This window comes from Desulfosporosinus sp. SYSU MS00001 (genome assembly GCF_049943955.1).
GTDB lineage: Bacteria > Bacillota > Desulfitobacteriia > Desulfitobacteriales > Desulfitobacteriaceae > Desulfosporosinus.
This window is the reverse complement of the sequence record NZ_JBNFTW010000002.1, coordinates 624906-639019: the sequence shown is the minus strand read 5'-3', so window position 1 is coordinate 639019 and position 14114 is coordinate 624906. Positions and strand designations below refer to the sequence as shown.

Below are 14114 nucleotides of genomic sequence, written 5' to 3'. Positions count from 1 at the left end.
TTCATACTGCTGTTTAGTGAATAAATCAACACTTATAAATGATTAATTCCCAATCCACAAACTTCATGTTCATGTCCTTTAATCGGAGCTCCGATCATCCCATATAATCCGACAGCTATCCATAAATCATCTTTTTCTCGAAGAGTCCGGGGGCCTATGACAATGGCAAAACGCAGACCGGCCGTACGCAGAACATTACCTAATTGAATTTGTCCGCGTCCAAGTCCTTGTAAAGCATCTAAGATAGCATGATAGAGCGCATGTTGAGAACGATATCGTTCATCAACAAGTCCTTCTCGTCGGCCAGCAGTTTCTATTGCTGCAATAATCTTCTGTATATCCATAGATCCCACTTTTCCAGAGGTCACCGCAAACCCTTTTTCTCGGGCATAGTCAATATAACTATCGCTAAGATCCCCTTCAGCCATAGCTATTAATAAAGCCGCTTTTCCCAAAGATGAACATTGTTCCATCATAACTCTCGACACACTCTCTAAATAGATTAATTCTCTCAACTCTATTAGCTTTTTTTCATAAGCTAACCCTACTCCTATCATAGCTGAGAAACGTAGTATCGACAATATTAATTTCAATTATTTTTGTATACCTGCTTGATCTTACTACTATTTGTTTTTAACAGATATTTCCTCATTTGCATTACCCAATCCATTTTTAATTCTCATGTTAAGTTTTTATACTATCAATCTCACCTTAAGTCTTTAATATTCAGTTTCGATTTACTTCAGTTAATTTATGCCTTTTCTTGTCTTTAAACTACAATTATGCTATAAGTTAATTATCTCCAGCAGAATTTCCCGTAAATATTATAGCCAATAATATGTTTACACAAATTTTACCCCTAAAATGACTTTTATTTTTCCCGAAACTTACCTTAGTTACTTTTGTAATTCACTGTGATTTGAATGGGAGGAATATCGTGAACAACATGTACACTTCAAAGGAAATCAGCAAATCTACTTCAGACTCGAACGCTGATTTGGGCGAACCTAAGACTATACTCTATCCCTATCACATCGTTTGTAAGGAATGTAATAAAACCATCTATTTTTCTGGAGTAACTGATCAAAAGACTTACGTCCTATGTGATCGATGTGCACATCTTCAGTGAACCTCTCGCTACAAAAAGATAAAGGTCTTTAACGTTAAAGCAGGGAGTGTTGCAAAACGGGCTTGAATAGTTGAACTCAAGATCGTTTTTACTGCACCCCTATTTTTTTGAACTTTACTCCCATTTTATGGTTAAACTATTAACTCTTAATATTCTGCGCTCTTCATCACTTGAATTCGAACGGACTATGGTGCTAGAAAAATTCTTAGAGCACTGGCTCTAGTTGAGATCTGACAAAACTAATAAATTCCCTTGCAGCAAACTTCAGGTAAGTATTCCTCCGCCAAATGAATGCCAAGTAACGAGGAATACCAGGCGGTGCCAAAGGGATTACCTTAATTCGCGAAGAATCCAAATTCTTGCATATACTATCCGGCAAAAAAGCGATTCCCAGGTTGTCTGCTACCATTTCACTAATAAAATCCCATTGCGAACTTTCATAAAGCACATTGGGATTAAAGCCTGCTTTTTGGCAGGCTTCCTTTATGTGATAGTAAAGGGCAAAGTTTTCCGGATAAAAAATAAACGTTTCCTCTTTCAATTCTTCTAAGCTTACTTCATTACTGCTTGCCAGACGATGTTTCGGATGGACCAGTAACTTCAAATGCTCTTCGACGACTGGCAGACATTCAAAAACGTCTTCACTAACGGGCAAGACGACGATTCCCAGATCGATATCACCTTCGGAAATAGAATGTTCCACTTCTCGGGCACCGTTTTCCAAAATCTGAATCGTTATGTGCGGATGAAGTTTCTGAAATTCGGCTATAATCCTTGAAATAAAGTTATAACCAATCATTGGGAGAAGGCCCATTCGTATATATCCTTTTCGCACTTGCCGTACGTCGTCTAATTCGGCTTCGAGACTTTCCATGGATTGAACAACGTTTAGCGCATGCCTGTAGACAACTTCTCCTATGTCAGTTAGTTCAACTTTTTTAGTTGTCCGTTCTAACAAAGTGACTCCCAATTCGTCTTCCATACTTTTGATCATCTTACTAATAGTAGGCTGAGTAATATGAAGGGATTCTCCTGCCTTAGAAAAGCCCTTGCGCTTTACAACCTCAGCGAAATAAACTAATTGGCGAATATCCATCGAAATATCCTCCTCTTGATTTTGTTTAGATAGTCAAACGGATTTATCGTGTTTTTAAGACCCCCGCTTCTATAAGTGGGGGTGGGTCCTTCGTTAACTTCAGGTGGGGTAGCCCCGATGTTCAGCTTAAGCTGAACGAGTTCACTTATATGCTATATGTATTTATTCACTTTGGCAATAAATTATATTCCAACTATGTATTTCACTTATGCATGAAAACGTTTTAAAATAATTACATAAACCAGGAGATGATAGATAAGGTAAAGCAAGGATGACTTTACTATAATTTACAAACAAAATTATTAATCATTTCACGTTTAGTATCTATAAAAAAGGGGGGTATATATAATGAAAAAACAACTTTTAATGTACGTTATGGGTTGCCCAGTATATGTTGAAGTTAAGGAATCAAATGAAACATTAGCCAATATTGCAGCGAAATAAAAATGGCCAATAAAAAACCCTGCGGTTTTTAAACTACTCTTAAAAATCGCAGGAATTTTTACTTTTAGAGGGATACATACATAGGACGTCACGTTTAACATAATGCGGTTGGGAAATAAGTAGATTTTTCCAAAATGATTTATCTTTCAAATGTCCTTCCTTGACATTCTTCACATAGCAGCTATGATAAGTTTAAAGCTTTAGCTGAACGAGTTCACTACCAAAAGAACGTTAATATTTCATCGAAAGGACGAACTAACCCCTATGAATGTAAAAATTTTCACTTCCCCCGATCCAAGAATTCTGGAAAAAGAAATTAATCAATGGTTCGAGGATAACAGTTGGGTTAAAGTTGTTAATATTACGCAAAGTACAGGATCAACAACTGTAATTTCAATTTGGTATAATGAACCCAATGTTCCTATCCTTGGCTAATGAAGTCTTTTTATCCTAAAGGTTCATTCTTGCTCATAAAGAGCTATGTACTCGATCTATGTTATGAGAGTTAATTCTTTTGCCATTAATTCCAGTAATACAAAGGAGAAGTTTAGGCTTATTTTGCCTAAGCTTCTCCTTTGTATTTATACCGCATCAAAACTCATAGTTTTAGGAAATACTAACTTTATACTATGGGTGAATAGTTTTAACGAAGGGATGGTCAGTTATGAAAGTTTCCCTCTTTGCCACCTGTCTGGCGAATGCTCTTTATCCGGACGTTGATCTGACGATGGCAAAAATTCTTACATACTTGGGGCATACTGTTGATGTGCCCGATGGACAAGCCTGCTGCGGCCAAATTGCCTTTAATTCCGGTTATTTCGATGATGCGCGGGAGGTAGCTCGTACACTTATTGATGCCTTTGAGAAGAGCGAAGTTGTCGTCGGACCGAGTGGATCATGCATAGCTATGATCCATCATTACTATCCGTTTCTTTTTGAAAATGATCCAGTCTATCTAGCTAAGGCCGAAGACTTGATTCACAAAAGCTATGAATTTACTCAATTCATTGTTGATGTCTTGCATAAACCCGATTTAGGAGCCAAATATAAGGCCAAAGCCACCTATCATCCTTCCTGTCATGCCACCCGGCTTTTAGGAATTAAAGAGCCTCCCCTTACCCTGATTGAACATGTTCAAGATCTTGAACTACTTCCTTTGCCGGAATCCCAATTGTGTTGTGGGTTTGGCGGAACCTTTTCGGTCAAGATGCCAAAAATCTCCGAGGCCATGGTCGCTGAAAAGGCGGAACACGTTTTAGAGTCAGGAGCTGATTTGCTGCTCGGTCTGGATATGGGCTGCCTCATGAATATCTCTGGTTATCTGGAGAAAATCAATAAACCGATTAAAACCATGCATATTATCCAGTTACTTGGGGAGGGAATGAAGAATGTCCACATATAAACCTATCGTTGAAAAACGAGTCGATAATGCTCTAACCAACGACTTTTTGCGTAAAGCGACTCGGCGAGCCACAGACCGTTTGCGCCATAACAAATACAGTGCAGCGGATGAGCTGGGAGATTGGGAGAAGTGGCGGCTAGCCGGTGATACAATTCGTTCCCATGTTATTGCTAATTTGGACTATTATCTCAAACAACTCATAACCCAAGTCGAAAAAAACGGGGGCCATGTCCATCTTGCCCAAACCCCTTCTGAAGCCGTTGACATTGTGAGTAAGATTGCCCGCGACCACGGCGCCAAAACAATTATTAAATCGAAATCAATGGTTTCCGAAGAAATTCATCTTAACAAAGTCTTAGAAAAGGACGGCATCAGCGTTGTTGAGACAGACTTGGGAGAATACATACTACAAGTTGCCGGGGAAGTACCTTCTCATATTATCGTTCCTGCTATGCATAAAACCCGTCAGCAAGTTGCCGAAATCTTTGAACCTCTCGCTGGCCACCCTCTTAGTTCAGATACACCCACCCTCACAAAGTTTGTGCGCCAGCAAATGCGTCAAAAATTTTTACAGGGTGATATTGGAATCACAGGGTGCAATTTTGCCGTTGCAGAGACAGGCAGTATCACAATGGTTACCAATGAAGGAAACGGGCGCATGGTAAGCACCCTGCCTCGTGTCCAGATTACCCTTATGGGGATGGAGCGCATTGTACCCTCCTTCCGTGAACTCAGCGTCTTACTCAATCTCCTCGGCCGAAGTGCGACAGGACAGCGTCTTTCCAGTTATACAACAATCCTTACGCCTCCCAAGCAATCAACCGATGCTGATGGACCGGAAGAATTTCATCTGGTCATTTTAGATCATAACCGTTCTGAAATTCTTGGCGATCCCACCTTCCGTCAGTCCTTAAAATGTATTCGCTGCGGAGCCTGTTTTAACGTCTGCCCCGTTTACCGCCAAATTGGAGGACATGCTTATGGATCTGTTTATGCCGGACCGATAGGCTCCGTCATCACGCCCCTCCTGGAAAAAGATTGGGAAAAATGGGGGCACCTGCCCTACTTTTCTTCTCTTTGCGGTGCTTGTACCGAAGCCTGTCCTGTGCGTATTCCTCTTCATGACCTTCTGGTCAAACTAAGAGCCCGCAAGACCATGACCGGCCATACTCCGCAAATTGAAAAGCGGATATTCCAGGCCTATCGCTATATGTTTACGCATGAAAAAACCTTGCGTCAGGCTCTGCGTCTAGGTGCGAGGTTTCAGTTCCCCTTTGTGCAGCATGACCGGATTGTCAGCGGTCCGCCTCCTCTCTCCAATTGGACCAAAAGCAAGACCTTGCCTAAAGTTGCCTCCAAATCCTTTATGTACTTATGGGCCGAAGCAAAGCATAAAGGGACCATCCCTACTCCCAACTCCAAAGAGTAAGACGAGGTGAGATCAATGACCAACACTAACGATTTTATTAGTCTCCTGGCATCAAAACTTGGGCGCTCAACTCCCCAATCAGCTCCAGAACCGGTAGCTTTCGACGTTCCTTCTTTCCAAGTCTCAAGCCAAGAGCGGGGAAGAACTTTTCTTGATAATTGGCAAGCTTTAGGCGGTAAAGGAGCCATTGTTAAATCACCGGATGAGGTGATCCAATGTCTCCAAGAATGGTTCGGTGATCTTTCCTTTGCTCAAACCACCAATCAAGGAATGATAGTTAGCTGGAACCTGCTCCCAGCATTTGCCGAATCCGCGTTTACAACCTTAAACTGGCCCCTGACCCGCTATTCACAAGCGGCCCCCTCCCCTCAAGACCGACACCAATTAGCTGCTCAGGCTGAACTTGGCGTAACAGGAGCGGACTGGGGGGTTGCGCTCTCCGGCAGCATCGTAACCAGCAGCAATCCTCAACGTGGACGGGCCGTTAGCTTGCTTCCTCCCCGCCACCTGACCATCATGGAAACGTCAAAAATAAGAAATACCATCGCTGACATCCTCTCTGAAGTTTCTGCCTTAGAGACCCCCCCGGCAGCGCTGGAATTTATTACAGGACCAAGCCGGACCTCGGATATTGAAATGGATCTGTCCATTGGTGTACATGGCCCGATAGAAGTCTACGTTCTTCTCATTGACGATTCTGAGGACACGGCTTCAAATTCAGGTGACTGATTACAATGGTTAACTTCTGGTAATCTAATTAGAGGGGGCTTTAGCAAAGGATCTTTAAAATACAAGGCAGTGAACTTGTTCGGCTAAAGCTGAACATCGGGGCTTCAGATACAATAATGTCCGGTGGGCATTATTGCCGAGCCGCCTTTCCCAATAGGAATACTTAACGGCGAAGGAGAACTCTACCCCACCTGAAGTTAACGAAGGGACCCACCCCCACTCATAGAAGTGGGGGTCTTAAAACTGGATAAATTAGCCTGAAAGACGCCAATTAATAGTATTCTCCCCTTGCCCGGGAGCATTTTGATTAATGTCTTTCAGGCTTTTTACTTTATTCCAGAATCATTGTAGAAAATGCTTGAGCAAATTGCTATTGTTAAGGGTTATATAAAATATTCCACTTTAGCCATAGGAAAATAGGTATCTGCTTGTTTTCTGAAGAATTCTTTTAACTCTTCGAGATCTTCATTAGGATAAATATATTTTCCATAGCCAAACTGACCATATTTAAACTTACGTTCCTCCTCTGCCATTGGCAATGAAGAATTCGGGTAAATCTCAAGAATTGTTGCTTTTGCTTTTAAAGTGTACCGGTGGGAAATAAACTCAAGAGTCAGCTGCTCCGGAGACCATCCCTTAGGTGCCAGGCGTGTTAATTCCTCCGCTGTTCTTTCCAATAAGCGTTCATATTCCTCTTTCCAGCCAGAAAACTTAAAAATAGGCGCAATAATAAAACCTAAGGGGTAACCTGCCTTAAGTATCTTACCGGAAGCAATAATTCGTTGTTCGGGAGAAGGCGTCAAATGTTCATACTTGCTCACAACATAATCGCAATTCAGACTGAAGCGAAAACGTGTATGCCCTTCGTGACGAGCTGAAAGCAAGGAATCCACATCAGTAAATTTCGTTACGAAACGAAACCGCCCATATTGATTTAAACCAAAGAAATTAATGGTCTGTTTTAGAGCGCCTGTATATCTCTCTACAGGAATGGGATCAGATGTCGCAGCTCCTTCAAAAAGAGTGATTTCGGGTGAACGCTCTTGAATTAGCTTTGAGGCAATTTCCAAGATCTCTTCTAAATTCACATAAACTCGAACATAAGGTTTCTTCCCCAAGGTCGTCGACAAATAGCAATATTCGCACATCCCAGGGCAGCTGGTCACTAAGGGCAGTTGGTAATGTGCCGATGGTTTACAAGTTTGAAATTTTGAACTCCGCCTTACGCCAATAACCAAGGTTCGTTTTGCTTCACGGTAAGCCTGAGGTGGATTATTTCCGGGTATTCCTGTGACTCTGTTGTGAGAAGGTGTCGGGGTCACGGAAACACCCATTCTGCGAAAGTCCTCTACTAAAAGCCTCCCTAAAGGATATTCAAGTGCTGATGGTTCGAAAAAGACACGGTGCGGAACAAATTCTTCTGTCACAGTCTTTCACCTCATACTTAGGTTACCCATGAGCAGAAGATTCAACCCCAGGACTCATTACATCAAAAAACAAGTCATATTAGAACTTTCTGGATCGGAATATAGAAATAAACAGCCCGACTAACATCAAGGCCGCGGCAATAAACCCTATTTCTATAGCTGGCATTTTCCAGAGCATGATTGGCTGCCGACCTAAAGCTGAAGCAATGATTAAGCCCATCATTACGATACTAAAAGACAATAGCACAATACTAAAGGTAATCTGATTAGAAATCCGATCCATTCTGCGCAAAAATACATCGAGCTCGGGTATACCTACATCTAAATGAATTCTTCCTCTTAAAACATCTCGCATTAAGGCCTTCATCTGTTTTGGCAAATCAACTAAAAGATCACTAAAATCCGAGATGTTATGCCACACTCGTCCTGCAACAGTTTTCGGATGATAGCGCTCTTTGAGCAAACGAAGTCCAAAGGGTTTAGCCATATCCATGATACTCAGCTGTGGATCAAGTTTCTCTACAATCCCCTCTAAAAGCAATAAACATTTTGCCAATAGGGTAAAATCAGAAGGAATTCTGATCTGATGCCGATAGGCCACCCCCAAAAGATCTCCAATGGCTAAGCCTAGACTTATCCGACTCATGGGAACATCCATGTACTTTTCCCGCAAATCATCCACATCCTTGGAGAGAAGCGGCAAATTTACGTCATCCGGAATTATGCCAATCCTTAAAATTGCCTGGATCATGCTTTCCGTATTCTGACGCATCATGGCAATGACCATAGAGGCAAAATTGTTTTTCATTTCCTGAGTAAGTCTGCCCACCATTCCAAAATCAATAAAGGAGATTATCCCTCCTTCTAAGATAAAGATATTTCCAGGATGAGGATCTCCATGGAAGAATCCTTCAATTAAAACCTGATGAAAGAGCGCTTTCACCAGGCGGTCAGCAATATCTTTGCGCTCATAGCCCTTGGCATCAATCTCGTCATACAAATTAAGCTTGAGACCTTCCACGTATTCCATAGTTAATACTTTACTGGTTGAATAATCCCAGAATATCCCGGGGATATGAATACTCGCATCATCTTTAAACTGTGTAGCAATTTTTTCGGCATTACGTGCTTCAATAGTATAATCCAATTCATTGCGCAAGGATTTGGCAAACTCTTCAACAACATCTCGCAATTGCAGGCGTTCCATTCGAACCATCCGATGTTCTGCTAAAGTCGCCAGATCAAGCAGAATTTCCAAATCCGTTTCAATAAGATCTTTAATGTTTGGACGCTGAACCTTTACTGCGACCTTCTCTCCGCTTCGTAATTGGGCAAGATGCACCTGCCCGATTGAAGCCGCTGCAATAGCTGTTTCTTCAAACACCGAAAAAATCTCTTCAAGCGGAGATCCCAATTCATCTTCAATAATCCGATGCACTTCCTGAAAGGAAAAGGGAGGAACATTATCTTGCAATTTTTCTAGTTCCTCAATGATCTCCTCCGGAAATATATCTGCGCGGGTGCTGGCAATCTGACCAATTTTAATGTAGGCAGGACCTAATTCTTCAAGAACTTGACGTACTCGTTCTCCCATAGACATGGGATCAATGTCCTCCCAATCTGTAAAAAGGCGTTTGGGAAGAGAAAGCATGTGAATAAGTCCGATTTCCTCAACAAAAAAGCCAAATCCATGGCGAGCGAGAACCTTTGCAACATCTCGATATCGTTTTAAATGCCGAATTCTCTTCCCGATCATCATAATGTCCTAATGTCCCCTCTATCAAAGTCGTTACTTTGTCAAAAGAAATTAACCCCTTCGCAGATTAGTTTTAAATTAAGGCTATTTTCATCTTTCTAGGCTAGGAAACGAAGGGACCCAATCGAGATAGGTCCCTCGCAATTCTCGAGATCAACTATTCCTGGTTCTTAACGATAGCCTCTAATTCCGAGATGCGCTTTTCCAATCGTTCAATATCCGCCTTTGTGGCTACATTCAGCTCTTTCAGCATTTTTTCTAATTGATTGTGAATAGTGCTATTCATTTCCTTTCTTTGAGCTTCACCTTTTTCGAGCAATTCCTGAATTAAATCCTTCGATTCTGAGGAGGTTACTTCTCCTTTTTTTACCATCTCATCCACAAACTTTTCAATCTGTTCTCTGCTGACAACCGCTAATCCCAAACCAAATGCCAGCCCTTTTCGAAGCAAATCTTTCATAATCAATAGTCCCCCTTTATAAAATTTTGCCTAATCATTTGACAACAGTTTTTTCATTCTATGATGCTTATATCTATTTTACCTTCTTTATGATTGTTTACAAAACAACTCTAACTTATTAGGTATGATTTGTTTATTAAATAGAAAACCGAAGTGCCGATACACTTCAGTTTTCCAGATTGATTGATTAATTTGAGGGAAATGAGTTTCTTAAACTTTTTTAAGATCTAGTATGAGATTTTGCTCTCATTTTCTTATATAAGTATTTTGTTTGTTACAACAGAAGTTAACCAGAAACTTAATAGCTTTAACTAATGACTCCCAGAGTCGACCAAAATTCTTTTGTTTGGGTAATATCTGACGGTTCCTTTCTCTTGTCCTCATGATCTTTAACTGTTGGGTTGCTACCTTTTTTCATTTAAAAATCACAGCCTTTCCCAGATAATTTAGACGTGTTTGAAAAATTAGTTGTTGATCATTTTTTATCCTTTGTTCTTAGTTCTGACTTTATTCCAATCGCAGCAAAACATAAAAATAATATATAATTGTAATCTTTACTATGATCGAAATTCATATTAGACTGTATCTGGAGGTGTTACTCATGGATATTCGACATTTAGAATATTTTATCGAGGTTGCTCGCCAAAAAAGCTTTAGTAAAGCGGCTTTGGTTTGCCATGTCTCACAATCCGCCATTAGCAAAATGATTAAAGATTTGGAAACTGAACTTAGCACTTCCCTATTTAATAGGAACTCAAAGTACGTTCAGTTGACCGATACAGGAGTTATTTTTTTAGAGCAAGCTCAACAGGTTGTTGTTATGTTTCATAATTTAACGACCGATTTTGAAAACAAAATCAAAATGGAAAAAGGGAAAATTTCAATTGGTTTATTGCCAATAACAAGCTCAACCATATTTGCCGAATTATTAGGAGAGTTTAAACAAAAGTATCCTTTAATTGAGATTAGCTTGTCTGAATATGGCTCCAAAAAAGTGGCACTTGCTATAAAAGACGGTACTCTGGACGCTGGGGTCGTATGCATAGTCCCAGATCATCACTACTATGACTCGATTTCTATTTCCAAGGACCCTCTTTTTGTTATCGTCTCCTCACAGAATCCCATAAGCAAGCTGCCATCCATTGAACTCTCAGCCTTAGCTAATGAATCTTTTGTTTTGTATAGTAAAGATTTTAGTCTTCACGATGAAATTATTAACCAGTGCAGGAATGTTGGTTTTTCTCCAAACATCATTTTTGAAACGTCACAGCTTGAGCTAATGACTCAAATGGTAGCAGCAAATTTAGGTATTGCTTTCTTACCAAGTGCAGTATGTTCCGAATTGGACCCACATCGTATAGTCTCTGTCCAATTAACTGAACCACAAATCATTCATAGCATGTCTATCATTTGGAAAAGAGGACGTTCCTTGCCACATGCCGCAAATTTGTGGCTGAAATTTGCCGAAGAGTTTTTCAGATCTAATGAACGTCCTCTTGCAAACTTCATTATTTCGTAATTCGCAGTTTCAGACATCCCGCTATCCTAGAGCACTAATTCATGTCCATGGTCTTTCAGCCACTTTCTCCAGGTCATATATTCCGGCATAAAGGTTTTAACCCGCTGCCAGAATTCCGGCGAATGGTTCAGATACGTCAAATGAGCCAGTTCGTGAATAATAAGGTAATCAATCACTTTATCGGGAGCCATAATAATTCGCCAATTAAGATTCAAGTTTCCGCGACCGGAGCAGCTTCCCCACCTTGTTCTTTGATCTTTTAAGCGAAAGTCTCGATATGTGACCTGCATTCGCTTTGCCTGATCATCAAGTTTTAGCTTAAAAAGATTACGTGCTTGAACTTTATACCAGGCTATAATAATCTTGCGCAGAGTTTCCGCAGATTGAGAATCAAGACCGTCCTGAGGCAATGACACAATAAGCATTTGTCCATCTGAATTTACCCGAATACGGCGATAATCGTGGCTTCGGAAACATAGTTTTAATTTTTCACCGCGAAAGGGAAATTGTTCACCATCAGTAAAGTTTTTTACCGAATGATCTTGCTTTTGGCGTTTTATGTGCCAGTATTTTAAAATCCAGTCCTCTTTAGCCTTTAATAACTCCTTTATTTGCCTTTTCGACACATTTTGGGGCGCTGAAATCCGAACTCGATCATTCAAGATGCTTAAGGTTATTCTTCGATAGCGAACGCTTCGTCGTTCTTCATAGGGGATTATTTCATCTCGGACATTTATCTGGCCCATGGTACGAAATCCTCCTAACTTGATTAAAACAATTATATTTACAGCAAGGTATGGGATAATTTAGGGACGGTTCAAACAACATCTTGTAAAATGTGTTGTTTGAACCGTCCCCTTAATCGTCTCTAAATACCTGTAATTATGTCCCACGATAAAACCAGCCAACGAGACCATATAAGATCATGCAGACAACTGCAACCAGAAGTCCCAGACGCAGTTTTAACTTTGCGTAGTCCATAACCGGGATTTTCATGACAGTTGCCATTGCCACAGTATTATCACTTAGGGGAGATACAAATCCGCCAAACGTACCGCTGGCAAATACGGCTCCTGCAATTAAGGGTAAAGCTGCGTGTTCAGTCGTCGCCAGCGAAAACCCCAGCGGCAATAAAATACCCCAAGTACCGAAGGATGAGCCGATTACATAGGAGAGCATGCATCCCAGTGCGAAAAAAGCCGGTGCAATAAACGCAGCCGGGACTAACCGTCCCACTGTCTGTTCCGTATAAGTAACAAACCCAAGATCTGTAGAGATTGCCGAAACAGCCCAGACAAAAACTAAAAGAACGTTCACAGCCATCATTTCATTGCCGCCTTGCATGAAACCAAAAAGAGTTCGTTGGATAGGTTCCTTTCGAAAGGCATACCAAATAAAAGAGAACAACAGCGTCGATAACAAGGCTTCCAACATCGCTTTTGCTGCATTAGCTTGGATAAAGGCCCCTAATATGTTGGAAGAATGAAGATGGCCATCCCACCAGGTAAAAAATAATGTTAAGGTTAGTAAAAGAGCTAAGGGTACTATAAGGTTAAGAGCATCTGGTTTTACCTTTTGAGCGACAAGTTCTATCGGATCAGGAAATAGTTCATCGCCAGAGTCATGCCTTCTCTTTTTCCTTTCCTTGGAGATAGGTGAAGGGATTGACAATTCCAGCGAAGTTTCCGCAAAAGCTAATTTCGCCGAACCAATCGACCTCATTTTCTCAATGGATTCAACAGGTTGAGCACTGGAATTTTTTTCCTGTGCTTTATCACTTTTGAGGAACGTATAGCCTAAAGCAAAAGCAAGCATCGCCAAGGAAAAAAAGTTAAAAGGAATGCTGAGTAAAAACAAATTATAAGGAGCCATAGGAATCCCTTGATGCCGGCTCGCCACCCCCAACAATCCGATACTATAACCAATAAAGACTGTTCCTAGAGGCATAATCGCACATAAAGGTGTCGCTGTAGCATCAATCACAAATGCTACCTTATTGACAGGAACTTGAAGACGCGAGAATACCTGTTTCATGACCGGGCCCACCGTAATGATCCGAAAATCAGGCGCCATAAAGGTAAGGAAGGACGATAACCAAGTTACGATAAAGGCGCCTCGTCCGGAATGAATCTTTGTTTCCATATATTGAGCAAAACCGCTGACTCCTCCGGTGATGCGAACTAAGCCAACGAAAGCTCCGAAACCATACATGAAGACGATCAGACGCAAATTGTCAGAAACAGCTAATTCTTTTAAAATGTATTGAAGTGCTGTATCCACCCCGCCTAATGGTGTAGGATTAATCATATAGGCTCCAATTAACAAACCAGCAACTAAGCCCGGCAAGACCTGTCTAGTGAATAGAGCCAGTGGAATTACCACCAGAAACGGTACCAAGGACCATACAGTTCCATGCATTTAAATACCCCTTTTCAACGTAGGCTATTGTTATAATATCCCGCGCTGAAAAGCAATCTATGCAGGGCCTTTTAAAGATTCACGAACAGGATATCAGAGAATCTAGGGAATTGAGCCAATGTAGTATGAATTATAGGCAAGCCATAATAAACAAGTGCGGCAATTATAAGTACTGCGATTGCCAACTTAAATAACTTTTTAAGTATAAAGCCCACGGCAATAACACCCAGGCCCAACATCAATAGTTTATTCAGAGTTAATCCCGCAATCATTGTCCCCATAAACTTCCTCCTTTACTTTAGCAG

The 14114-nt window shown here is 41.0% G+C and carries 14 protein-coding genes; 6 read left to right on the top strand and 8 right to left on the bottom strand.

The window, feature by feature from the left end:
• Nucleotides 1–32 precede the first annotated feature (32 nt).
• Nucleotides 33–593, bottom strand: coding sequence for a HutP family protein (locus tag ACPUYX_RS06355; RefSeq protein WP_426378861.1), 561 nt, complete (start codon nucleotides 591–593; stop codon nucleotides 33–35).
• Nucleotides 594–937: 344 nt separating this feature from the next.
• Here ACPUYX_RS06355 and ACPUYX_RS06350 point away from each other — a divergent pair, with 344 nt between their 5' ends.
• A complete protein-coding gene (locus tag ACPUYX_RS06350) occupies nucleotides 938–1129 on the top strand; it encodes a hypothetical protein (RefSeq protein ID WP_426378860.1) in 192 nt (63 codons plus the stop codon).
• Between the two features lie 205 nt (nucleotides 1130–1334).
• On the opposite strand, the gene ACPUYX_RS06345 is transcribed toward ACPUYX_RS06350, so the two are convergent.
• Nucleotides 1335–2225, bottom strand: coding sequence for a LysR family transcriptional regulator (locus ACPUYX_RS06345; RefSeq protein ID WP_426378859.1), 891 nt, complete (start codon nucleotides 2223–2225; stop codon nucleotides 1335–1337).
• Between the two features lie 708 nt (nucleotides 2226–2933).
• Here ACPUYX_RS06345 and ACPUYX_RS06340 point away from each other — a divergent pair.
• The 4 genes from ACPUYX_RS06340 (at nucleotide 2934) to ACPUYX_RS06325 (ending at nucleotide 6229) form a co-directional block, all read left to right on the top strand.
• Nucleotides 2934–3104, top strand: a complete 171-nt coding sequence (locus ACPUYX_RS06340; RefSeq protein WP_170932689.1) for a hypothetical protein — start codon at nucleotides 2934–2936, stop codon at nucleotides 3102–3104.
• Between the two features lie 229 nt (nucleotides 3105–3333).
• Entirely contained in the window at nucleotides 3334–4071 is a 738-nt protein-coding gene (locus ACPUYX_RS06335; protein WP_426378858.1) for a (Fe-S)-binding protein, read from the top strand.
• Complete coding sequence (locus ACPUYX_RS06330; protein WP_426378857.1) at nucleotides 4058–5500, top strand: LutB/LldF family L-lactate oxidation iron-sulfur protein; 1443 nt, start codon at nucleotides 4058–4060, stop codon at nucleotides 5498–5500. The genes ACPUYX_RS06335 and ACPUYX_RS06330 overlap by 14 nt, the downstream gene beginning before the upstream one ends.
• Before the next feature lie 15 nt (nucleotides 5501–5515).
• On the top strand, nucleotides 5516–6229 hold the full coding sequence (locus tag ACPUYX_RS06325) for a LutC/YkgG family protein (protein ID WP_426378856.1): 714 nt from the start codon (nucleotides 5516–5518) through the stop codon (nucleotides 6227–6229).
• Between the two features lie 383 nt (nucleotides 6230–6612).
• On the opposite strand, the gene splB is transcribed toward ACPUYX_RS06325, so the two are convergent.
• The 3 genes from splB to ACPUYX_RS06310 form a co-directional block, all read right to left on the bottom strand.
• Complete coding sequence (gene splB, locus ACPUYX_RS06320; RefSeq protein ID WP_426378855.1) at nucleotides 6613–7656, bottom strand: spore photoproduct lyase; 1044 nt, start codon at nucleotides 7654–7656, stop codon at nucleotides 6613–6615.
• Nucleotides 7657–7735: 79 nt separating this feature from the next.
• The gene (locus ACPUYX_RS06315) at nucleotides 7736–9412 is read right to left on the bottom strand and encodes an AarF/UbiB family protein (RefSeq protein ID WP_426378918.1); all 1677 of its coding nucleotides are present in this window, start codon (nucleotides 9410–9412) and stop codon (nucleotides 7736–7738) included.
• 157 nt (nucleotides 9413–9569) lie between these two features.
• Entirely contained in the window at nucleotides 9570–9872 is a 303-nt protein-coding gene (locus ACPUYX_RS06310; protein ID WP_426378854.1) for a phasin family protein, read from the bottom strand.
• Between the two features lie 601 nt (nucleotides 9873–10473).
• Between ACPUYX_RS06310 and ACPUYX_RS06305 the strand changes: the two genes are divergently transcribed.
• On the top strand, nucleotides 10474–11391 hold the full coding sequence (locus ACPUYX_RS06305) for a LysR family transcriptional regulator (RefSeq protein ID WP_426378853.1): 918 nt from the start codon (nucleotides 10474–10476) through the stop codon (nucleotides 11389–11391).
• A gap of 26 nt (nucleotides 11392–11417) precedes the next feature.
• Here the strand turns inward: ACPUYX_RS06305 and ACPUYX_RS06300 are convergent, their stop codons facing one another.
• The 3 genes from ACPUYX_RS06300 to ACPUYX_RS06290 all read right to left on the bottom strand — a co-directional run bounded on the left by ACPUYX_RS06300 (nucleotide 11418) and on the right by ACPUYX_RS06290 (nucleotide 14090).
• A complete protein-coding gene (locus tag ACPUYX_RS06300; RefSeq protein WP_426378852.1) occupies nucleotides 11418–12137 on the bottom strand; it encodes a M48 family metallopeptidase in 720 nt (239 codons plus the stop codon).
• A 136-nt stretch (nucleotides 12138–12273) separates the two neighbouring features.
• Nucleotides 12274–13809 (bottom strand): Na+/H+ antiporter NhaC family protein, encoded by a 1536-nt coding sequence (locus ACPUYX_RS06295; RefSeq protein WP_426378851.1) that lies wholly within the window; start codon nucleotides 13807–13809, stop codon nucleotides 12274–12276.
• Nucleotides 13810–13880: 71 nt separating this feature from the next.
• Complete coding sequence (locus ACPUYX_RS06290; protein ID WP_426378850.1) at nucleotides 13881–14090, bottom strand: hypothetical protein; 210 nt, start codon at nucleotides 14088–14090, stop codon at nucleotides 13881–13883.
• Nucleotides 14091–14114: the final 24 nt, after the last annotated feature.